Source organism: Rhodococcus sp. RS1C4, from assembly GCF_002258225.1.
GTDB classification, from domain to species: Bacteria; Actinomycetota; Actinomycetes; order Mycobacteriales; family Mycobacteriaceae; genus Rhodococcoides; species Rhodococcoides fascians_E.
The window spans coordinates 1-20,775 of record NZ_NOXZ01000011.1 but is presented as its reverse complement, the minus strand read 5'-3'; the positions used below and the strand labels follow the sequence as shown (position 1 = coordinate 20,775).

At 64.9% G+C, this 20,775-nt stretch carries 19 protein-coding genes and 1 pseudogene; 14 read left to right on the top strand and 6 right to left on the bottom strand.

Translation table 11 applies throughout. The features are described from left to right. The first annotated feature begins 53 nt into the window (after positions 1-53). The 7 genes from CH289_RS03650 to CH289_RS03620 all read left to right on the top strand — a co-directional run bounded on the left by CH289_RS03650 (position 54) and on the right by CH289_RS03620 (position 7,037). Complete coding sequence (locus tag CH289_RS03650) at positions 54-1,667, top strand: ABC transporter substrate-binding protein (protein WP_037181202.1); 1,614 nt, start codon at positions 54-56, stop codon at positions 1,665-1,667. Continuing rightward, the gene (locus CH289_RS03645; protein ID WP_094727279.1) at positions 1,622-2,692 is read left to right on the top strand and encodes an ABC transporter permease; all 1,071 of its coding nucleotides are present in this window, start codon (positions 1,622-1,624) and stop codon (positions 2,690-2,692) included. Before CH289_RS03650 ends, CH289_RS03645 begins: the two co-directional genes overlap by 46 nt. After that, complete coding sequence (locus CH289_RS03640; RefSeq protein WP_019667738.1) at positions 2,685-3,506, top strand: ABC transporter permease; 822 nt, start codon at positions 2,685-2,687, stop codon at positions 3,504-3,506. The genes CH289_RS03645 and CH289_RS03640 overlap by 8 nt, the downstream gene beginning before the upstream one ends. After that, positions 3,503-4,414 (top strand): ABC transporter ATP-binding protein, encoded by a 912-nt coding sequence (locus CH289_RS03635; protein ID WP_019667737.1) that lies wholly within the window; start codon positions 3,503-3,505, stop codon positions 4,412-4,414. Before CH289_RS03640 ends, CH289_RS03635 begins: the two co-directional genes overlap by 4 nt. Continuing rightward, positions 4,411-5,049 carry an ABC transporter ATP-binding protein gene (locus tag CH289_RS03630; protein ID WP_019667736.1) on the top strand — a complete coding sequence of 213 codons (639 nt, stop codon included), beginning with the start codon at positions 4,411-4,413 and terminating at the stop codon, positions 5,047-5,049. The genes CH289_RS03635 and CH289_RS03630 overlap by 4 nt, the downstream gene beginning before the upstream one ends. A gap of 168 nt (positions 5,050-5,217) precedes the next feature. Beyond that, positions 5,218-6,249 carry a Gfo/Idh/MocA family oxidoreductase gene (locus tag CH289_RS03625; RefSeq protein WP_020113288.1) on the top strand — a complete coding sequence of 344 codons (1,032 nt, stop codon included), beginning with the start codon at positions 5,218-5,220 and terminating at the stop codon, positions 6,247-6,249. Next, complete coding sequence (locus CH289_RS03620; protein WP_019667734.1) at positions 6,246-7,037, top strand: TIM barrel protein; 792 nt, start codon at positions 6,246-6,248, stop codon at positions 7,035-7,037. Before CH289_RS03625 ends, CH289_RS03620 begins: the two co-directional genes overlap by 4 nt. A gap of 79 nt (positions 7,038-7,116) precedes the next feature. Here the strand turns inward: CH289_RS03620 and CH289_RS03615 are convergent, their stop codons facing one another. Continuing rightward, entirely contained in the window at positions 7,117-8,481 is a 1,365-nt protein-coding gene (locus tag CH289_RS03615; RefSeq protein ID WP_037139123.1) for an MFS transporter, read from the bottom strand. 180 nt (positions 8,482-8,661) lie between these two features. Between CH289_RS03615 and CH289_RS03610 the strand changes: the two genes are divergently transcribed. Beyond that, positions 8,662-9,273: a GyrI-like domain-containing protein gene (locus tag CH289_RS03610; protein WP_019667732.1), complete on the top strand. Its 612-nt coding sequence runs from the start codon at positions 8,662-8,664 to the stop codon at positions 9,271-9,273. On the opposite strand, the gene CH289_RS03605 is transcribed toward CH289_RS03610, so the two are convergent. Both CH289_RS03605 and CH289_RS03600 read right to left on the bottom strand, forming a co-directional pair. Next, complete coding sequence (locus CH289_RS03605; protein ID WP_094727277.1) at positions 9,255-10,709, bottom strand: MATE family efflux transporter; 1,455 nt, start codon at positions 10,707-10,709, stop codon at positions 9,255-9,257. The two genes, CH289_RS03610 and CH289_RS03605, sit on opposite strands and share 19 nt — an antisense overlap. Before the next feature lie 145 nt (positions 10,710-10,854). Further along, positions 10,855-11,301, bottom strand: a complete 447-nt coding sequence (locus tag CH289_RS03600; RefSeq protein ID WP_019667730.1) for a MarR family winged helix-turn-helix transcriptional regulator — start codon at positions 11,299-11,301, stop codon at positions 10,855-10,857. A 63-nt stretch (positions 11,302-11,364) separates the two neighbouring features. On the opposite strand from CH289_RS03600, the gene CH289_RS03595 reads away from it, so the two are divergent. After that, positions 11,365-12,666, top strand: coding sequence for an MFS transporter (locus CH289_RS03595; RefSeq protein WP_094727275.1), 1,302 nt, complete (start codon positions 11,365-11,367; stop codon positions 12,664-12,666). A gap of 54 nt (positions 12,667-12,720) precedes the next feature. Here CH289_RS03595 and CH289_RS03590 read toward each other — a convergent pair whose 3' ends face one another. Then, entirely contained in the window at positions 12,721-13,674 is a 954-nt protein-coding gene (locus CH289_RS03590) for a hypothetical protein (RefSeq protein ID WP_019667728.1), read from the bottom strand. 123 nt (positions 13,675-13,797) lie between these two features. Continuing rightward, positions 13,798-14,829: a LacI family DNA-binding transcriptional regulator gene (locus CH289_RS03585; RefSeq protein WP_019667727.1), complete on the bottom strand. Its 1,032-nt coding sequence runs from the start codon at positions 14,827-14,829 to the stop codon at positions 13,798-13,800. A 212-nt stretch (positions 14,830-15,041) separates the two neighbouring features. On the opposite strand from CH289_RS03585, the gene CH289_RS03580 reads away from it, so the two are divergent. Then, positions 15,042-15,965: a sugar phosphate isomerase/epimerase family protein gene (locus CH289_RS03580; protein WP_019667726.1), complete on the top strand. Its 924-nt coding sequence runs from the start codon at positions 15,042-15,044 to the stop codon at positions 15,963-15,965. Between the two features lie 34 nt (positions 15,966-15,999). Then, the gene (locus CH289_RS03575) at positions 16,000-17,025 is read left to right on the top strand and encodes a Gfo/Idh/MocA family protein (protein ID WP_094727273.1); all 1,026 of its coding nucleotides are present in this window, start codon (positions 16,000-16,002) and stop codon (positions 17,023-17,025) included. 10 nt (positions 17,026-17,035) lie between these two features. Here the strand turns inward: CH289_RS03575 and CH289_RS03570 are convergent, their stop codons facing one another. Next, positions 17,036-18,226, bottom strand: coding sequence for an ROK family protein (locus tag CH289_RS03570; RefSeq protein WP_026348236.1), 1,191 nt, complete (start codon positions 18,224-18,226; stop codon positions 17,036-17,038). A 53-nt stretch (positions 18,227-18,279) separates the two neighbouring features. Between CH289_RS03570 and CH289_RS03565 the strand changes: the two genes are divergently transcribed. The 3 genes and pseudogenes from CH289_RS03565 to CH289_RS03555 form a co-directional block, all read left to right on the top strand. After that, positions 18,280-19,467 carry an MFS transporter gene (locus tag CH289_RS03565; protein WP_094727271.1) on the top strand — a complete coding sequence of 396 codons (1,188 nt, stop codon included), beginning with the start codon at positions 18,280-18,282 and terminating at the stop codon, positions 19,465-19,467. Positions 19,468-19,561: 94 nt separating this feature from the next. Then, the gene (locus CH289_RS03560; RefSeq protein WP_019667722.1) at positions 19,562-20,416 is read left to right on the top strand and encodes a CPBP family intramembrane glutamic endopeptidase; all 855 of its coding nucleotides are present in this window, start codon (positions 19,562-19,564) and stop codon (positions 20,414-20,416) included. Positions 20,417-20,571: 155 nt separating this feature from the next. Then, positions 20,572-20,775, top strand: a pseudogene (locus tag CH289_RS03555) (MCE family protein); the annotation flags it as partial.

Genomic DNA, 20,775 nt, shown 5'->3' with positions numbered 1-20,775 from the left:
ATTTTCATCTGAACGTTTGTACATTTGAACTTCCGTACGAACGAAGAAGGTAGATGAACACACGTTTCGGACATCGCTGCGCCGCGGGAGCGGTCTGCATCCTCGCGCTCGCGTCCTGCGGTGCGCCCACCGGTTCGACAAATGTGTCGTCCGAGGGGGGCATCGTCCTCGCCGACGGGCATCAACTCGGTGGCTACAACCCGATCGCGGGTTACGGCTCCGCAGGCGAGGCCAAGATGTACGACGGGCTCCTACGCCTGGATGGCACACCAGGTCTCCCTGGGTTCACACCTGCTCTCGCCACCGAGATCCCTACAGCCAACGCGGATGCGACGGTGTGGACGGTGCCGCTGCGCGGCGGCGTCACGTTCTCCGACGGCTCGGAATTCGATGCCGCCGACGTGGTGGCAACCTACCGTGCGATCCTCGACCCGGCATCGGCTTCGGAAGCGCGGTCGTCGTTCGACATGATCAGCGACGTCGTTGCGGTGGACGACAGTACGGTCGAGTTCCGTCTCGCCTATCCGTACTCGGCGCTGCCCACGAAACTGCTGATCGGCATAGTTCCCTCGGAATCGGTGGCCACGCCGGGGCTTGCTGCGGAATCGAGCCTCAACACCGCGCCGATCGGCACCGGACCCTACACTCTCGTCGGCCTGACACCGGACCGCGCGATATTCGAGGCGAACGAGAAGTACTTCGGTGGCGCGCCCGAGGTGAAGAAATTGACCCTGCTGTACGTGCCGGACGACAACACGCGCGCCCAACGCATGGCGGCCGGGGAGATCGACGGTACGAACCTTCCTCCGCTGCTCGCCGAGTCGATCGGCGTGCGCGACGGAATGTCGCTGGCGTCCAACACTTCCGCGGACTGGCGCGGGGTGTCCCTCCCGACGGACAACCCGGTGGCGGGGGACGAGGCCGTGCGGATGGCGTTGAACCTCGCGGTGAATCGGCAATCGATGGTCGACGGCATCCTGGGTGGGTTCGGGCGGCCGGCGGCTACGCCGATCCCGGAGGTCTACGGTGACGCGTACGAACCGTCGGCGGTGTTCTCGTACGACCCCGGGAGTGCGGCGCGTGTCCTCGACGGCGCGGGGTGGCGGCTCGGCGCGGACGGGGTGCGCGCCAGGAACGGCACCCGCGCGGCGTTCACCGTCATGTACAACTCGACGGACACAGTACGTCGAGACCTTGCTCAGGCCTTCGCGTCCGACGCATCGGCGGTCGGTATCGACGTGAGTCTGGAGGCGTTGTCCTGGGACCGGATCGATACCAGGATTTCGTACGACGGGACACTCCTCGGCGGTGGTTCCGAACCGTACGACCCGGACACGCAGGCATACAACGCGTTGAACTCCGTGTTTCTTCGCCCCGATGTCGGCAGCGTGTACGACAACGCGAGCGATTACTCGAACGCGAACGTCGATGCTGCGTTGGAGCGGGGGCGTCGAAGTCTGGACACCGCGGAGCGTGACCGTGCCTACCGCGACATGCAGCGAGCCTACGTCGAGGATCCGGGGTACGTGTACTTGGTGTTTCTCGATCACACCTACGTCGCGAAGGACTCGGACTGGACAGTGTCGGGCCCGATTCTGGAGCCGCACTCTCACGGCGTCACGTGGGGACCATGGTGGTCCTTGCAGACCTGGACGACAACACCGTGACCTCCACACTGCTTCGGCGACGGGTGACGGCTCGGCGGGATCGCCACGCCCGACGGCGTTCGATCGTCGCCATGGTGCGTAGGCGACTGCTGTTCGTGGTGCCGGTCTGCGTGGCCGTCTCGGTCGGGCTGTTCGCGGCTGCGGCGGCGTCGCCGTTCGATCCTCTCGTGGCATACCTGGGTGTGCGGTACACCACGACATCGGAGGCGGACAAGGCTGTTCTCACCGAACAACTCGGTCTGGACCGTTCGTGGTACGACGCGTACGGACAATGGGTACAGGGCGTGTTGACCGGCGATCTGGGAACGTCGAGATCGTTCGGACAACCAGTGACTCAGGTGGTGGTGGAGCGCGTCCCGTGGACTCTGCTGCTCGCAGGACTCGGTCTGCTGCTTGCCGCGACCCTTGCGCTGGTGCTCGGGGTCCTTGCCGGTAGTCGTCGCGGAGGATGGCTCGACCGCGTGACGACCGGAGTCTGCCTAGCTGTGCAAGGAGTGCCGCCGTACGTGCTGTCTCTCGGCGCGATCGCGCTGTTCGCGCTCGGACTGGGATGGCTACCGGTAGCAGGACTCACCGAGGCGGGTGCCGACCCGACTCCTGTCGGAGTGCTCGAACACCTCGCGCTTCCGGTGTCGGTGCTCGCCCTGTCACAGCTACCGTGGTTGCTGCTGGCGGTGCGCGAATCGGTATCGACCTCTCGTGGTGAGGACTTCGTGGCGGGCGCTGTCGCGCGAGGAATTCCGGGCCGGACGGTCACGACTCGACATATCGTCCCGGCCTCGCTCGCCCCGTTCGTCAACGTCGTGGGAGCCCGATTACCGGAGCTCGTCGTCGGAGCCGTACTCGTCGAGGAAGTGTTCTCGTGGCCCGGCATCGCAGGCGCCCTCGTTCAGTCCGCGCGGGATCTCGACATGGCGTTGCTGGCCGTTCTGACGGTCGGTACGACCGTTGCGGTCATGCTCGGCTCCCTGATCGCCGACGTGTCCGCAGCCGTGTTGGATCCCCGGGTGAACACCGATGGCTAGGCGACGCTCGGTCGTCGCTGTCGCCGTTCTCTCGCTCCTCGCGCTGTACGCCGTCGGCGTTCCCTGGTTGTCCGGCGTCGACGATCGCATCACCGATTTCGAGCAAGCAAGGTTGGCGCCATCGTTCTCGCACTGGTTCGGTACCGATTCGGCAGGCCGAGATCTGTTCGTACGCAGCGCAAGCGCGATACGGACGTCCCTCCTGATCGCCGCGTCGTGCGCGGTGCTCGCCACGCTGATCGGGACCGCCGTCGGTGCAGCGGCCGGACTCCGTGGTGGCTGGTTCGACCGGGTCGTCATGCGGGGCACCGACGCCGTCAATGCGCTCCCGCATCTGCTGCTCGGTATCGTCATCGTCGCGATGTTCCGAGGCAGTGCGACCGCGGTGATGCTGTCGATCGCACTCACACATTGGACGCAGGTCGCTCGCATCGTTCGATCGGAGATACTCGGACTGAGGGGCAGGCCCTACATCGACGCCGCCATCCTCGCCGGCGCGAGTCGACGTCACGTCACAGTGCGGCATCTGCTGCCTGCGGTGATGCCGCAAGCCCTGATCGCTGTCGTACTCCTGTTGCCTCACGCGATCTGGCACGAGTCGACGTTGTCGTTCCTGGGCTTCGGACTTCCACCGCACCAGCCGAGCCTCGGAACTCTGTTGTCCGAAGCGAGAAGCTCGTTGCTCCTCGGAGGATGGTGGACACTGGTGTTTCCGGCGGGAATTCTCGTGCTCGCAACGGTGTCCGTGGCGCTGGCGGGCTCGGCCTTGCGCTCGTCGATCGCACCACCCGTGCCATCGGAGCTGCGGTTGTGAGCGCTCTGACGATCGAGAATCTGACCGTCAGGATTCCGGTGCGCGGCGGTGGCGTCGTGCACGCAGCCAGCAACGTGGACCTCTCGGTCGAACGGGGTACCATCACGGCGCTTGTCGGCGAATCCGGCTGTGGCAAATCGATTCTCGCGTCTGCCGTGATGTCGATGCTCCCGAGGGAATCGTCGGTGACGGGCTCGATTTCGGTCAGGACCGACACCCGGACGGTCGACGTGTTCACCGACAAGTCCTTCCGCGGACGGGACGTGGCACTGATTCCGCAGTCGGCTTCGTCCTACCTGACCCCGGTACGGACAGCGCGCTCACAACTGAACGAAACGATTCGGGTGCTCGGGTCCACCCACACCGCGGACGACTTGGCCCTTCGAGTCGGGTTGGACCCGGCGGCGCTGGACTGCCATCCACACGAGTTGTCCGGGGGCATGGCGCAACGGGTCGCGATTGCCGGGGCGCTCGTCGGGGATCCCTCGGTGATCGTCGCCGACGAACCGACGGCCAACCTCGACACCGAACTCGCCGATCGCGTGCTGGCACTGCTGCGTCGGTCGGCGGACAACGGTGCCGCCGTCCTGCTCATCACCCACGACCTGTCGTCCCTCCTCAGATCGTCCGTCGCCGATCGAGTCGCCGTCATGTACGCGTCGCGCATCATGGAAACGGGTCCAGCTCGGTTCGTGCTCGACGATCCGTTGCACGACTACACCCGCGACCTCCTGAACGCCCTGCCGTCCCGTGGCCTGAACCCGATGCCGGGAATACCGCCGCAGCTGACCGACCTGCCCGACGAGTGCGTGTACCACCTCCGACGACCGGACACGATGTTCTCGGGTGGACCGACGAAGCTGATCACCGTCGGGGCAAGGTCCTACAGAACGAAGGCGACATCATGAGCCTCGACGCATCGGATATCACAGCCGCGTACCCAGGCACGAACGATGTACTCGTCCGGCAGTCCTTGTCGGTGCCTGCCGGCGAACTCGTCGGTCTCGCGGGACCTTCCGGTTCCGGCAAATCCACCATGGCGCGAGTCCTCGCGTTACTTCTCGCGCCGCGCGAAGGTGTCGTCCGCATCGACGGCGTGGACGTGAGCGGGGTGGGGTTCTCCGTCCCACCCGATGTGCGGCGGAAGGTTGCGCTGCTCTTCCAATCTCCGCGATCGGCGACCGATCCACGCATGACGTTGCGGTCGATCATCGAGCAACCCGCTGTGATCGCGCGTCGTGCCGCGGATGTCGACGAGCTCGCCGACAGTGTCGGATTGACCACCGACCTCCTGGCCAGGAAGCCTCACCAGGTCAGCGACGGTCAACTTCAACGTGCTTGCGTGGCACGAGCTCTCGCGCAGAAACCGAAGTATCTGATCTGCGACGAGGCCACGGCCATGCTCGATGCAGCGACGACCGCTGCGATCGTCCGTTTGATCCAAGGGAATGCGGACGCGGCCGGCATGGGTGTGTTGATGATCAGTCACGACGTCGAACTCCTGTCTGCGATCGGCGCCGACACCACGTTCATCGGGAGCTGAAGACGAAGTGGCCCGAGGATTGTGATTCGCCGGCAACCAGAGCTGCCGGGAAGGTGGTAGCGCTTTAGAGCACTCTCGGACGCCACGTGGTTGACCGTCGACCGGTGTAGCCCTACTCTGCACTGGAACGTACTACTAGTACGTACTAGTCGTCAGAACGGAAGAACGATGTCCACGAAGAATCCAGTTCGACTGGCCCTGATCGGTGCCGGACGAATCGGCTCCAGCCACGCCGAACTCATCGCCCGCCACGTCCCCGGAGCCGAGCTCGTCGCCATTGCGGACCCGACGCCGAGCGGTGAACGGCTGGCCGATCTACTCGGCGTCGACATCGCGGAGACATCCGCAGCGGCGATCCTCGCGCGCGCCGACGTCGACGCAGTTGTCATCACCACGCCGGCCAGGACGCATACAGAGCTCGTGGTCGCGGCCGCCGAAGCCGGCAAACACGTCTTCGTCGAGAAGCCGATGGCCATCACGCTGGCCGACGCCGATCGAGCGATCGCCGCTGCCGGCGCTGCGAACGTGGTGCTGCAGGTCGGGTTCAATCGCCGCTTCGCGGCCGGCTGGATCGCTGCTCGCGCCGCAATCGACTCCGGACGAGTCGGCACCCCTCAGCTTCTGAGGTCGGTCACCCGCGATCCAGGTCCGTTCACAGCCGATCCGGCACGAATACCGCCCGGAACGATCTTCCTCGAGACACTCATTCACGATTTCGACGCACTGGCGTTCCTCAATCCGGGCGCGAGCCCCACGCGCGTGACCGCAATCGCCGATGCGCTGATCCGTCCCGACGCGAAAGCCGACGGCCACCTCGACACTGCCGTCGTCACCGTCGAATTCGACAACGGCGCAATTGCCGTTGCCGAGGCCAACTTCAGTGCGCTGTACGGGTACGACGTACGCGCCGAAGTGTTCGGATCGGGCGGCATGGTCACCGCAGGCAACGCACGGTCGAGCGACATGACCTACTACGGTCCGGGCGGAATCGGAGTCGACACTGCCCGTCGCGACACCGATCTGCTGCGCGACGCGTACCTGGGTGAGTTCGTCGCATTCGTGAATGCGATCCGTGAGGGAACCGATGCGCCGGTGACCGGTCAGGACGCGCGCACAGCACTGACCGTCGCACTCGCGGCCATGGAGAGCGCAGCCACCGCACGCTCCGTGGACATCGACGCAACCGGGTTCGACGCATGATCGGCGGGGTCGACCTTGCCGCGTGCGCGGAGATGCTCTATCTCGATCTGCCGATGCTCGAACGAGTTCGGCGCATATCCGACCGTGGCCTGCTGGTGGAAATCTGGGACTGGTCGAACAAGGACATCGATGCTCTCGCCTCGTCCGGGGCCGAATTCTCTTCCATGACAGGCTATCTCGCCGGGAACCTGACCGAACCCGACGGTATCGCGGAGATACTCGCGTCCGCCGCGCGGTCCCTGGACGTTGCCGACCGTCTCGCATGCCCTCGGCTGAATCTGCACGGTACCGGCCTCGGCGAGGGCGGTCTGCCACTACGGCCCGTACAGGTGGTCACACCGACGATGTGGCTCACGGCTGCCGACACGTTGCGCACGCTCGCGGAGTTGGGGGAGAAGGCAGGCCGCACGTTCGTGCTCGAAAATCTCAACGTCGCCGTCGATCATCCCGGCACACCGTTCGCATCCGCCGCGGACACCCTGTCCCTGGTGCGCGCTGTCGACCATCCCCACCTTCGTCTGAATCTCGACCTCTACCACGCTCAGATCGGGGAGGGGAATCTGATCGAGTCGGTCACGGAAGCTCTGCCGTACATCGGTGAGATCCAAGTCGCGGACGTGCCCGGCAGGTGTGAGCCCGGTACCGGAGAGATCAACTACGCCGCAATTGCGTCCGCGCTGAAACGCATCGGCTACACCGGGGTCGTGGGGCTCGAGGCATGGGCGTCCGCAGACTCCGACGATGCTCTCGACGCGTTCGAGACAGCCTTTGCCGCAGCCAGGCGTTGACCTGGGACGACACAGACACGGACAAGGCCCGGGGACACGGTCGGTGGCGTCCCCGGGCAGTCGACCCGCTACGTGGGGGTCAGGTCATGTCCACAGCCTTCGTCTCTACGAGGGCCTTGGTGCAGGCGAGGCTGAGAACGGACAGCAGTGCAAGCATCACGCCGACGGCGATACTGCCGAACTGCGCGGTCAACGGGGCCGCAAGCAGAGGAGGAATCGCGCCACCCAGTACACCCGCCAGGTTGTACCCGAGTCCCGCTCCGGTGTACCTGAACCTGGTCTGAAACAGCTCGGGAAGCAGGGCGCCCGTGGGACCGTACGCAATACCGAAAATGGACAGAGTCACACACATCGCAAACACGTACGCACCGGGGTTGCCGGTATCGAGCAGCGGAAACAGGACGAGTGTCCACGGAATCGCCACCGAGCAGGACGCCATGATGACGCGGCGACGGCCGACACGGTCGGAGTACACCGCGGACAGCCCGATTGCGATGCCGAACACCACGGCCCCGAGGATTCCGGTCCACAGTACGAACGGCCGGTCGAATCCCAGAGTCTTGGTCCCGTAACTGGTCAGATATGCGGTGCCCATGTAGAAGAGGGAGAACAGCGATGCCAGTGCACCTGCGGCGAGCAGGACCTCGCGCTTCTGCACGTGCCACGCGTCGAGCACGGGGAGCTTCGTCGCGCGGGCCTGTACCTTCTCTTCCTCTGCCTGGTTCGCACGGAAGATCGGTGTCTCCTCGATCGCCAGCCTCATGTAGAGACCGATCAACACCAGCACCGCGCTGAGAAGGAACGGAATTCGCCAGCCGTAGTCGAGGAAGACCTCGTTGGTGTCACCGAACACCGCCCCGGTGATGAGGAACGTCCCACTCGAGAGAATGAACGCCGCCGACGGGCCGAGCTGCGGAAACATACCGTAGAAGCCACGTTTCTTCGCAGGCGCGTACTCGGCGGTCAACAGCGTTGCGCCCGCCCATTCACCACCCACTGCGAACCCCTGTCCGAACCGAAGAACGACCAGGATGATCGGCGCCGCAACACCGATCGTGGCAGCACCGGGCAGAAGTCCGATCACGAAGGTGGAGATTCCCATGAGGAGGAGCGTGGAGATCAACGTCTTCTTACGGCCGATCCGGTCACCGAAGTGGCCGAAGAGCACTGCGCCCGCCGGACGCGCGATGAAGGCGACCGCGAACGTCGCGAACGATGCGACCGTTCCTGCCGTCGAGCCGAGAGCAGGAAAGAACACCGTCGGAAAGACAAGTGCGGCGGCGGTTCCGTAGATGAAGAAGTCGTAGAACTCGATGGTCGTGCCGATGCCGCTCGCGACCGCGACCTTGCGAACACTGGTCGTCGGTACCGGATGCGGTGCGGACGACGGTGTCGCGTCGGGGGTTCGACGGGTGACCGCGTCGTCGGGTGTCAGTGATGTCATGTCTCTCCAGGAATCGGCGCCGAAAGGGTGGTCGGTTCAGGATCGAGACGTTATGTGACGCGCGCCATAGTCGACTACCCCCGCATGGGGGTATCCGGTCCACCGAGAAGATCGCACGCGAGGGACCCCTGGCGGTACGGTGATCCCCTGGCCACCTGAACGGCGCGAGGGGAGCAGGCGATGAAGATCGACTTCAAGAAGACGATCCCGACCTACTCCGCGCGGCAGGGGCGCTTCGACGTCGTGGAGGTCCCGCCCCTGCAGTACATCGCGATCGACGGTTCCGGTGATCCCAACACCGCCCCGGAGTACCGAGAGGCGCTCCAAGCGTTGTTCCCCGTCGCCTACGCCATCAAATTCGCGAGCAAGAACGAGCTCGGGCGCGACTACGTCGTCATGCCGCTCGAAGCGCTCTGGTGGGCACCGAACATGAACTCCTTCACCACCGCCCGAGACAAGGCGCAGTGGAAGTGGACGGCGATGATCTTGATCCCCGACTGGATCGACGACGAAAAAGTTTCTGCCGCACAAGATTCCGTCGAGCGAACAGGTAACCCAGTGGGTCTTCGGCGAATCCGAACCATGACGCTGGACGAAGGCCGGTGCGTGCAGACACTGCACGTCGGCCCGTACGACGACGAGGCAGCAATCCTGGCGACGATGCACGACGACGTCATCCCACGAACCGGTGCGTCGATGACGGGGAAGCATCACGAGATATACCTGAGCGATGCACGACGGGTCGAACCGTCCAGGCTCAGAACGATTCTGCGTCAGCCCATCTCTCCCTGACCGGCACCGAGTACGGCGTCGGCCGGTTCGGCATCACCCTCGTCCAGGCCTCGTGCGATGGCGGTTCGCGAGGCGAGCCACAAAGCGACGCCCGCGACGAGCACGAGACCTTCACTGACGGTCAGCGCCCAGATGATGCCGTTCAGCCCGAACCAGAGGTTGCCGAGAACGACGATGGGGACGAACGCCAGACCCTGCGTCATCGACATGATCGTCGCCGGAAGTACGCGACCGGTTGCCTGGAACAGTGTAGTGACCAGTCCCGCGGCACCGTTGAAGATCATCGACACCAACTGAGCCGTGATCACGACACCGCCGAGGGCGAGCAGCGAGGTGTCTGCGACGAACGCTGCGAACACCTGCTCGCGGAACACGAACGCCGCAGCGGAGAAGACCAGCGCGATGACGCCGACGGCCACACCGGCACCCCGCACCGATGCATACAGTCGCCGCGCATCACCCTTGCCGTAGGCGTAGGCGAGCAGCGGCAGGCAACCGAGCGTGACACCCATGATGAGAAATTCAGGCACCTGCGCAATGCGTACCGCTACACCCATGGCCGCGAGCGGTCCGTCACCGTACGCAGCGGCGAGGTTGTTCAGAACCAACGAGGTGACCACCAGGAAACCTGCCTGAGTCAGCTCACCGACGCCGATTCCGAACACCGGCCCGGTGATCGACCGCGTCAGCCTCACATGCCTCGGCGCGAGGCTGACGTGTTCACTGTGCCGTGACAGCCACGTCACGAAGTACACGGCGGTGACAACGTTCGCGAGGCCGACCGACAGTGCTGCACCGGCAACACCGAAGTGCAGTACGAGAATGAACAGTACGTCGAACACCACGTTCGCGACGGTCGACAGGATCAGGCCGATCATCACCTGCCGCGTCGCGCCCTCTGCTCGCACCAGCTGCTCGAGGCAGAAGGACGTCGTCAGCACCGGAACGAACACCAGCATCACCACCACGAACGCCGTCGTGGCATGGACCTCGTTGCTCTGCGCGCCGAGCAACGCAACGAGTGGATCGACGAAAACGACTCCGACGGCACCGATCACGACACCCACCGCGGCAGCTCCCCACACCGAGAACGAGGCCACGTGCTTGATCTCTCCGGCCTTCGACGGATCGGCCTCGGACCCTCCGAGCAGCCGTGAGATCAACGCGCTACCGCCGGTGCCGAACACTCCGCCCACGGCCATCACGATTCCCAGAACCGGTGAACCGAGGGTGACGGCAGCGAGGAGTGTGGCGTCGTGGAGCGAACCGATGAACCCTGCGTTGACCACGTTGTAGACCGCGGTCACGATCAGCGCGGCGGCCATCGGAATACACAAGTGCACGAGCGCACGAAAAATCGGTGCGGACGACAGATACCACCGGTTCGAACCTTCGGTCTCGGTGACGTTCTCGGTAGAGGCGGTGGAGGTATTCATGGCAACTCCTCGTGTGCAGCGGTGGGATCCGGGCATGGTTGGGATCCGGGCATGGGTGCGAAAGCCCTGTCCGACAACGCGGTACGCGGGCACGGTCGGTCGACGCATCGGCGTCGTCGATGCGTCGGAGGTGGGGCGAGGTCGGTCAGTCGCGGGACGGGGGCGCGAGCTCTGCGGTAACCTTGCTCAGAAGCGTGTGCAGAGTGGTTCGTTCGTCGTCGTCGAGCGGCCCGAGGAGCTTGTCCTCGATCGCCCTCATCGCGTCGTCGAATCCGGCGATCAGTGCGCTGCCGGATTCTGTGGCGTAGACCCGTTTGATGCGTTCGTTCGTCGGATCGGGACGCCGCTCGATCAACCCTCGTGCCTCGAGTCCCTGCAGAAGACTCGACACACTGGCGGGCGTGGTCCGTGTCATGTTCGCGATGTCCCGCTGGATCGCCCCGGGCGACCTGGTCAGGTAACCGAGGACGAAACTTTGCTGGTGACCGAGGTCGCGTTCACGAATCCAGTCGAGGCCGGCCTGCTGCTGAGCCCATCCGATCCACCTCAGTAGGTCGAGAGTGCTGGTGAGATTGACGTCAGGTCCGGTCATAGTTAGAAATCTAACCGTTAGAGTTCAAACTGTCAACGCGTGCTCGATCCCTGCCTCAGTCCGATGTCTGACACGATGTCGGTCATGACGTTCGCGTTGCGGGGGACTTCGTTCACGGTCGGCACTCTCACGCTGCTCACCGCGCTCTATTTCGCCCAGGGTCTTCCCTACGGATTCTTCACCACTGCGCTGCCGGTCGTCCTGCGCGAGTCCGGATACTCCCTCGTCAAGATCAGCGCGACCGGGTTCCTGTTCCTGCCCTGGGCACTGAAGTTCCTGTGGGCACCGTACGTGGATCGCTACGGCACCCGGCGACGGTGGTTGCTCGGCCTGCAACTGGGCGCAGCTGCCGTGGCCCTGGGAATGGCCTTCCTCGAACTGTCCACGAGCCTGCGCTGGCTGTTCGTCGGAATCTTCCTCGTCAACGTTCTGTCCGCGACTCAGGACATCGTCACCGACGGCCTCGCCGTCCGACTCCTCGGTGTCCGACAACGCGGCGTGGGCAACGGAATTCAAGTCGGTGCATACCGGATCGGAATGATGTGCGGGGGAGGTTTGCTGCTGTGGCTCTTCTCGCTCGCTGGATGGCGCGCGCTGTTCGTCACGATGTCCGTGCTGCTGATCGCCACGACGATTCCGGTCCTGTTCGCCCGTCGACCACTGGCCGAAGCCGACGTGGACACCACCGACGAATCCGAAGCGGGCCCGCTCGTGCGGGCTTCGCTCCTGACCATCGGATGGTTGGCCAGGCTGCGACGCCCGGGGATGGTGGCGTTCATCGGGCTCGTCGCGCTGTTCAAGTTCGGTAACTCGATGGGCTCGGCGCTCGTCGGCCCCTTCATGTCCGACAGCGGCCTGACTCTCGCCCAGATCGCGTTCGTCGACGGGGGACTGTCCTCGGTGGCGGCGCTCGGCGGCGCTGCACTCGGCGCGTGGCTGTCTGTGCGCTATGGACGACGGCGGTCACTGCTCGTCGGTGGTGTCACTCAAACCGCAAGTCTGGCACTCTATGTGGTCGCATCGTTGGGCGTCGGCGGATTTCCACTCCTCGTCACTGCGAGCGTGGCAGAGCACGTACTCGGAGGCGCAGCGACCGTCGCGATCTTCGCACTGATGATGGATGCAGCCGACAAGCGTTTCGCAGGAGCCGACTACACACTGGTCGCATGTGCGGTGGTGTTCTCGCAGGGTGCTGCAGGGCTCGCTGCCGGCGTGGTCGGCGACGCATTCGGGTTCACGGCAGTCTTCGGCGTTGCACTGATTCTGTCCGGAATCGGATGCCTGGTCCTTCTCGTCGCGCTCGACCGAGGCATCGGGCCCAGCGGGCTGAAGGAGACCTTTCCGCCGCGTGTCACGCGCGCGTGAGCGCAGGGCCCGACAACGGCCCGGCCCCAACGGAAGTGGGGCCGGGCCGCAGTATCAGTCGACGGCGATGATGGAACCGGCGATCGCGGCCAGTCTCGTCTGCGTCGCGGAGACCACACCGTGGCGGTTCTTGTGTGCTTCCTCGAACGCGAGAATCGTCCGAAGCTCCTTCGGATCACTCGAGTCCTTGATCGCTGCCACGGCTTCCGCGACGTTCAAGGATTCGTAGTCGTCGATCGGTAGCTCGTCGGCGTCCAGAACGCCTGCGGCGGAACGTGCAGAGTGGATGGCGTCGGCGACGCCGTCGACACCTTCCTCGCGCACGACGTCCTCCGCAGCCTCCAATGCCGCGTCGCGGCTCGCCGACAGCGTTCGAGCGGCGATGTCGCCCGCATGCGCGCCGCGGCCCAACAGCTCGGACAAACGATTCGGTGTGGATCGGGCGACATCCAGTGCGCGGTCGATGCCCCGAGCAGACCACGTCGCGGGCGCGTTCACGATCTTAACGGCCCCACCGGCAGCCGCTTGAAGCGGTGTCCTGCGCAGGGCGACGGGGCCTCCGAGTGCTTCCTCGGCGAGAACTGTCTCCAGCCACTCGACCGTGGCCGAGTGCGCACGAACGAGACGGTCTGCCAGTTGGACGACGCTCCGCTCGGAATCCGCCGTCGCAAGCGCCTTGATGTACTTGGAGCGACTGACCAGCTGGTGTTCCAGAGCGAGGTCGCCCAGAAGCGCCTCGTCGAACGGCTGGGCCTGCTCGGCGAGCGTCTTGAACAATGCAAGCGTCCGACCCACGAGAGGTCCGACGATGTCGGGAAGCCCGCCGAGATCACGCAACTCCGACTCGATGGCGGCCGCACGTTCGCGCCCGTTCGCGGCGTTCTGTGTGAGTTCGGTACGGACGGCATCCGTGCGGGCCTGCGCCACACGGGTTTCCGCGACCTGAATTTCGGTGTTGGTCAGCTGAAGTACGGCTCGCAACTGCGCGAGCAGGGTGGGTGTAGCCATCGTGCGCTCCTGTTGGTCGAGTGGGTGGTTCCGATCGGTGCCAACTGTCGTGCCAGGCACTGTGTCGTCGGGTAGCCCACGCACGACCACGGCAAACCGTGGAGCGGATGTGTGACCAAACTCTCAGGCGCCGCGGTAGTCGGCGGTACCGTCGGATCCCTCGCTCCTGGGCGGACCCGTCGTCGATCGAACGACCAGCTCGGGTTCGATGACGCACTCGAAGCCTTCGGTCCGATCGTCGTCCAGCCGGGTGACGGTGAACTCGAGTGCCCTCCTGGCCAATTCCTCGCCGTCCTGGCGCACCGTGGTCAGGTCGATACGCGCCAGCCGCGACAACGGCGAATCGTCGTAGCCGACGATGGACACGTCGCCCGGAATGGACACCCCCGCCCGGGTGAGTTCGTCCATGATGCCCAGCGCCGATCGGTCGTTGCCTGCCATGACCGCCGTCGGAAGCTGTGCCTCGGACAGAAACGATCGCGCAGCAGCGGCGCCTGCTTCTTCGTCGTGCGCACCGCCCACGACGCGGGCGAACGTATCGAGTCCGTGCCTTCGCATGGACGCGACGTAGGCGCGTCTGCGCGCATCCGACACAGCGTGATCACCGCCGTCGACATGGACGATGCGAGAGTGCCCCAGTTCGACGAGATGATCGACCGACGCACGGATGCCTTTGCTGTCCGCAGAACGAACCGTGTTGACCGGGGGAGAATCGGGCCCACGGGCAGGAATCTTGCGGCCCACGATCGTCAGGACGGCTCTGGCCGCGACGGACCGCAGGTACTCGGAATCGGAGAGCGGATTGAACAGAATCAGCCCCTCGCACCGGTGGCTGAGCAAGGCCTCGATCGCTTTGCGTTCGTCGCGAGTCGGGCCGCTGGCCGACAACAACACGTCGTATCCGGCGGTTTCGGCGGCGTCGTAGACGGTCCCGAGCATCTCGGCCTGGAACGTCTGCTTCACGTCGGTCAACACTCCGAGAGTGCGGCTCCGGCCACGAGCGAGCAGTTGTGCCGCCCGATCCGGTTGATAACTGAGCTCGTCGGCCGCGGCGAGGACTCGGTCGCGTGTCTCCTGGGAAGCACCCGGTTTGTCGCTGAAGATCAGCGACACAAGTGTCCGCGACACACCCGCACGCTCGGCGACATCGGCCATCGTCGGACGTCGATGCGGCGTTGATGCCGGCGATGGATGCACGGTGTCCCCCTGGAAAGTGACCGCGTACGAAGCGGCATTCAGAATGTCTTGACAATCACACAGTGGATCATCATAGTAAACGACTGAAGCGCGTCAGTAACGCGCGTCAGATCCAGATCTTCCTCGTAAGCGCGTCGAGGCGCGCACCGAGACTTCTCGAAAGGACAACCATGAGCGTGATCCGCGTTGGATCTGCACCGGATTCGTGGGGCGTGTGGTTCCCGGAAGACCCGCAGCAGACGCCGTACACCCGATTCCTCGACGAGGTTTCGGCATCCGGTTACGAGTGGATCGAGCTCGGTCCTTTCGGATACCTGCCCACCGACCCCAAGCAGCTTTCCGACGAGTTGGCGGCACACAACCTCAAGCTCTCGGCGGGAACCGTGTTCGAACACCTGCACCAGGACGACTCCTGGGATGCGGTCTGGACCCAGATCGAGGACGTCGCCAAGCTGACCGCTGCGGTCGGTGGCAAACACGTCGTCGTCATCCCAGAGATGTGGCGTGACCCGGGCACGGGCGCCGTTCTCGAGGACCGCAACCTCACCGCAGACCAGTGGCGCAAGAAGACCGAGGGAATGAACGAGCTCGGCAAGCGCATGTTCGAGCAGTACGGCGTCAAGGCGCAGTACCACCCGCATGCCGACAGCCACGTCGACACCGAGGAGAACGTCTACCGATTCCTCGACGGAACGTCGAGCGAGTTCGTGAACCTGTGCCTCGACACCGGCCACATCAGCTACTGCGGCGGCGACAACATCGCCATCATCGAGCGCGCTCCCGAGCGCATCGGATACCTCCACCTCAAGCAGGTCAACGTCGAGGTCCGGGCCAAGGTCGAAGCCGAGGATCTTCCGTTCGGTGAGGCGTGCAAGCTCGGCGCGATGACCGAGCCGCCGCTGGGAATCCCGGACATGCCGCCGCTGCTCGGAACCATCGAGCGCCTTGCCGACGAGGGCAAGCTGACCGCGGACATCTTCGCAATCGTCGAGCAGGACATGTACCCGTGCGCTCCCGATGTGCCGCTGCCCATCGCGCAGAGGACCCAGAAGTACCTGAGCTCCTGCGGAATTCCCTCCGTCACCTTCAAGTAACGCGCCCGCCGCACCCTGACGAAAGAGATCTTCAATGTCGAACGAACTCCGCATCGCCGTACTCGGTGTCGGAATGATGGGCGCCGACCACGTCGCTCGAATCACCAACAAGATCGCCGGCGCGCGTGTGGCCGTGGTCAACGATTACTTCACCGAGAAGGCCGAGGAACTGGCAGCCACGATCCCTGGTGCTCGTGCCGTGGCCGACCCGTTCGAAGCCATTGCCGACCCCGAGGTGGACGCCGTCCTGCTCGCGACGCCGGGACCCACCCACGAGAAGCAGCTCCTCGCATGCCTCGAGCACGGCAAGCCGGTCCTCTGCGAGAAGCCGCTGACCACCGAGGTCGAAACCTCACTCGCCGTCGTGAAAGCCGAAGCAGCCCTGGGTAAGACCCTCATCCAGGTCGGCTTCATGCGTCGATTCGACAACGAGTACGCAGAGCTGAAAGCGCTCATCGACTCCGGTGACATCGGCCGCCCGCTCGTCGTTCACTGCGCGCACCGCAACCCCGCCGTGCCGCCGAACTTCGACAGCGCGATGATCGTCAAGGACTCACTGGTGCACGAGGTCGACGTCACCCGCTTCCTCCTCGACGAGGAGATCACGTCGGTCCAGATCATCAAGCCGTCGGCGAACGCGAATGCACCCGAAGGCCTACAGGATCCGCAGATCGCCATCTTCGCGACCGAGTCCGGACGCCACGTCGACGCCGAGGTGTTCGTCACCACCGGCGTTGCGTACGAGGTTCGCACCGAGGTCGTCGCAGAACTGGGCAGCGCGCAGATCGGCCTCGACGTCGGCCTCGTGCGCAAGACGAAGCCCGGCAACTGGGGTGGCACGATCACTCCGTCGTTCAAGGAGCGTTTCGGACAGGCGTACGACACCGAGATCCAGCGGTGGGTCAACGCCGTCAAGGCAGGCGCCGAGACCGGCAACTACATCGACGGACCCGGCGCATGGGACGGCTACGCGGCTGCAGCCGTCTGTGCAGCAGGCGTGAAGTCGCTCGAGTCCGGTGAGCGTGTCGCCGTCGGCATGGTCGACCGCTCCAGCATCTGACACACCCGCTTCACCCGAGTCCGAGGGTGGACCACTCCGCGAGGGAGATATCCGTCGTGATGTGGTCCACTCCTCGGTGCACGGCCCCGTACAGCGGGCCGTCGTCGCCGTGTACCCCGTCGAGAACCTCGGGGGGAGCGGCTTTTCTGAAGGACATGAGGCCCTCGACGTACGCGCGGCGAAAACTGTCCTGCGCTGCGCCTCGAAGGGCAGGAGCGAGGCCGCCGAGCGTGACGACCTCCGGGTCGTGCAAGTTCACCAAGCCGGCGATCCCGCGCCCGAGGGACTCGGCGACCCAGTCGAACGCAGGGGCGAGTCCGCTGTCTCCGGCGTCCAGCTTCGCCACGAGGTCGCGGGCGTAGCCAACCGGATCCGCCGGGGGAGCGTCGCCGATCGACGACGCCAGTGCGCGCCCGTCGATCGACAGATCCCAGCAACCCCGCGCGCCGCACGGGCACTGCACGGCAGGGTCTCCGAACGGTATGTGGCCGTACTCGCCCGCCGCGCCGCGGGCACCGGTGGTCGGCGTGCCGTCGACGACGAGCGTCCCGCCGATTCCGACGGCGATGATCAGATGCAGAGCCGTCGACGCTCCCCTGGCCGCACCTGTTCTCGCCTCTGCCAACCCGGCCAACGTTGCATCGTTCCCGACAAGGAACGCCACATCCGACGGAAGCCCCGCCGTCATCGGTGTGAGGTCTGCATCCGTCCAGCCACGCGGCGTGAACTGAACGAGTGTGTTGTCACTGACCGTGCCTGCCACGGAAAGGGATACCGCGCGGACCCTGCCGTCGGATTCGAGGTGGATGCGCTCGATCTCCTCGGCCATACCCGCCAGCACCTCGTCGGGATCCGGCCGCGAGCGAGGAGCGCGCGACACGATGACCGGATCTCCGAAGATGTCGGAGACAGCCAGCCGCCAATCGCTCGAGCGGAGTTCCGCAGCAAGTACCAGCGGACCTTGGGGGTGCGGTCCGAGGACCGTCGTCGGACGACCGCGGCCGCGTGTCTTCGCCGGTGTTTCGTCGAGGATGCGCGCATGCTTCAGTCGGGCGACGAGCTCGGTTGCCCCTCCGCTCCCGATGCCCAGACGCTGAGCAGCTTCGACCCTGGTGATGCCGGGGTTCGCGCGTACGACGGCCGTCAACTGGGCCGCGCCGAGCCATCGAGCGCGCGCGGACGTATCGGAAGTAGTTGCCATCGCGGATCATCTTCTCACTTGATTAAACTCAACAATTGAGTATATTACGTCCGATGTCGACCGGAGACACGAGCACGCGAACCGACGGGGGCCTGCGCACCAATACGAAGGGGCTGCTGTCCCTGTCGCTGGCGTCGTGCTTGGCGGTGACCACCGAGATGCTGCCGGTGGGGCTGCTCCCGGTGATGGGCCGATCGTTCGGCGTCGCGGAATCGTCGATAGGCCTTCTGGTGAGCCTGTACGCGGGTCTTGTGGCGCTTCTCGCCGTGCCGATGACCATCTGGACACGCCGGTTGCCACGTAAACCGATTCTCGTGGCGACGCTCGGCGGATACGTCGTCAGCAACCTCGTCGTCGCCCTGTCGCACTCACTCGAATGGCTTGCGTTCGGTCGCGGCATCGGCGGCGTCGCGCACGCACTGTTCTTTTCTCTGTGCATCGGGTACGTGCCCCGACTCGTCGGACCGGCGAACCTCGGCAGGGGATTGGCGATCGCTGCAGCTGGTGCCACGGCCGGTTATGTACTGGGAGTGCCGATCTCGACATCGATGGGCAATGCCATCGGATGGCGATCGTCCTTCGTGGTACTTGCCGTGCTGTCCGCCGCCACCGTAGTCGCCGTGACAATCCTTCTCCCTGCAGTCCCCGGCGACGCGGGCCGACGCGAAAAGTCTCGCGGCCACTGCAGTCTCTCGGTCGTGGTGACTTCCAACGCGCTCACCTTCCTCGGCCACTACACCGTCTACACCTACATCAGCATCCTGCTTCTGAATGCCGGAGTCGTCGAATCTGCGCTCGGACCGGTGCTTTTGATCCTCGGAGCATGCGGCGTGCTCGGATTGTGGCTCACCGGACGTACGCTCGACCGCAGTCCGCGCCGAACGATGCTCGTGGTGCTCGGTCTCGTCGCGACATCGATCGTGGCAGTCGGGAGCACACACCTGTGGTTGTTGCCGCTTCTCGTGTGCACCGCTGTGTGGTCCGGTGCGTTCGGGGGAGTTCCGTCGATGTACCAGTCCGCCGCAGTCCGAACAGAACCGACGTCACCGGAGACCGCAGGCGCGTGGATCAACGCGACGGCGAACGTGGGGATCGCGGGCGGTGCCGGGGTGGGAGGCATCGTTCTGCCGTGGCTCGGCCTCGGTGGCCTCGCACTCACGGGAGCAGCGTTGGTCGCCGCTGGTTTGCTCGTCGCATCCTTCGCCCGAACCAGCGTTTCGGCCTCCGCCACCTCGTCGTGACCGTGTCCCTCGTGGTAGACACAGGCCGGACCGCGCAGCACCTACCGAGCGACGCGGACGACACGAAGCGAAGGCGGGGTCGAGAATGTCTCGCATGTGGGGGCGCGCCGCCGACTGGTATCGCCCGAACCCGGCGGTCACGTGCGCGCTGGTGGTCGTCCTGGTGTCGCTGTGGACGGCCGTGTATTCGGTCAGCATCCTCGGCGCTCTCTGGCGATTGCGCGATCCGAACGCACCGATGCCGATCTTGAGCGTCCGAGATCAAGCCGCCGACCTCGCGGTGCTGGTTGTACAGCTCGCACTCGGCACGATCGCGATCACCGCGGTCGCCTACCTACGGCGATCGGACATCGGGGAACTTCTACCGCGCAGGCAAGGAACGGCCGTCGACGCAGCAGTCGCCTGGTGTGCCGCGATCGCCGCCGCGTCGGCCCTCGCTCTCGTGCTGGACCGACTCTCGGTGGCGCGGTTCGATTTCTCGGTGCCGGCAGTGGTCGAATCTCCGGCGTTGGCAGTGCTCACCGCCCTGTCCGCTGGACTACGTGAAGAACCACTGCTGGCAGCACTTCCTGTGTTGCTCTTGGTCGGTCGAATACCCATCGGGTGGGTCATGATCCTCGCCGGGTGCATGAGAGGGCTCCTGTACCTGTTCTTCGGCGGCGGCGGCTTCGTGTGGGCCGCACTGTGGGGAGCGGCCGCAGTATGGGTGTACTTCAAGTACCGGCGACTGTGGGTGCTCGTCGTCGTTCACGGAATCGCCATGAACATTCAGGTGCTGGACCGAGTGATTCCGCTCGACAGCGCCGCCACGCTTCTTCAGTGGGCGAACATATTGATCATGTTCGGTGCGTTGACGATGTGGTTGGTGCCACGCGCCCTCGGAGGGATTCCGTCCACCCCTGTGTCCGACGAGGTCCCGCGGCCGACAACGCCGCCCGTCGAACGGTAGGCGTCACTCCCGAATGGACGTGACCGGTTCAGCGACCGTACCCGCGGTAACCGACACCGTGAGTGTGATGCGCAGCATGTGGCCCTCGTGCAGGTGATGCAGGTAACCGTCGCCGCGTAGTGGGCGTTACCGCCGGTTACATTAAGCTCCGAACAATGATCGAATCCACCTCCGCGGTGAAGCGCAGGCTGCTGGGACTGCTGCTGTTTCTCATGATCATCGTGTTCGTGACGTGGTCGGTCACCTCGTACAGCAAGACTTTCAAGAAAGTCGTCAGTATCGACCTGGTGACCGATTCGGTGGGTAATGCGTTGCCCAGCAACGCGGATGTGAAGGTTCGCGGTTTGATCGTCGGTGAA

Bases quoted from the DNA above. Each gene is read 5' to 3' on its own strand.
- CH289_RS03620 (WP_019667734.1), top strand. From the start codon at position 6,246: ATGATCGGCGGGGTCGACCTTGCCGCGTGCGCGGAGATGCTCTATCTC.
- CH289_RS03590 (WP_019667728.1), bottom strand. From the start codon at position 13,674: ATGGCTACACCCACCCTGCTCGCGCAGTTGCGAGCCGTACTTCAGCTG.
- CH289_RS03625 (WP_020113288.1), top strand. From the start codon at position 5,218: ATGTCCACGAAGAATCCAGTTCGACTGGCCCTGATCGGTGCCGGACGA.
- CH289_RS03615 (WP_037139123.1), bottom strand. From the start codon at position 8,481: ATGACATCACTGACACCCGACGACGCGGTCACCCGTCGAACCCCCGAC.
- CH289_RS03575 (WP_094727273.1), top strand. From the start codon at position 16,000: ATGTCGAACGAACTCCGCATCGCCGTACTCGGTGTCGGAATGATGGGC.
- CH289_RS03595 (WP_094727275.1), top strand. From the start codon at position 11,365: ATGTCTGACACGATGTCGGTCATGACGTTCGCGTTGCGGGGGACTTCG.
- CH289_RS03600 (WP_019667730.1), bottom strand. From the start codon at position 11,301: ATGACCGGACCTGACGTCAATCTCACCAGCACTCTCGACCTACTGAGG.
- CH289_RS03585 (WP_019667727.1), bottom strand. From the start codon at position 14,829: ATGGCCGATGTCGCCGAGCGTGCGGGTGTGTCGCGGACACTTGTGTCG.
- CH289_RS03650 (WP_037181202.1), top strand. From the start codon at position 54: ATGAACACACGTTTCGGACATCGCTGCGCCGCGGGAGCGGTCTGCATC.
- CH289_RS03605 (WP_094727277.1), bottom strand. From the start codon at position 10,709: ATGAATACCTCCACCGCCTCTACCGAGAACGTCACCGAGACCGAAGGT.
- CH289_RS03560 (WP_019667722.1), top strand. From the start codon at position 19,562: ATGTGGGGGCGCGCCGCCGACTGGTATCGCCCGAACCCGGCGGTCACG.
- CH289_RS03630 (WP_019667736.1), top strand. From the start codon at position 4,411: ATGAGCCTCGACGCATCGGATATCACAGCCGCGTACCCAGGCACGAAC.
- CH289_RS03610 (WP_019667732.1), top strand. From the start codon at position 8,662: ATGAAGATCGACTTCAAGAAGACGATCCCGACCTACTCCGCGCGGCAG.
- CH289_RS03570 (WP_026348236.1), bottom strand. From the start codon at position 18,226: ATGGCAACTACTTCCGATACGTCCGCGCGCGCTCGATGGCTCGGCGCG.
- CH289_RS03565 (WP_094727271.1), top strand. From the start codon at position 18,280: ATGTCGACCGGAGACACGAGCACGCGAACCGACGGGGGCCTGCGCACC.
- CH289_RS03580 (WP_019667726.1), top strand. From the start codon at position 15,042: ATGAGCGTGATCCGCGTTGGATCTGCACCGGATTCGTGGGGCGTGTGG.
- CH289_RS03640 (WP_019667738.1), top strand. From the start codon at position 2,685: ATGGCTAGGCGACGCTCGGTCGTCGCTGTCGCCGTTCTCTCGCTCCTC.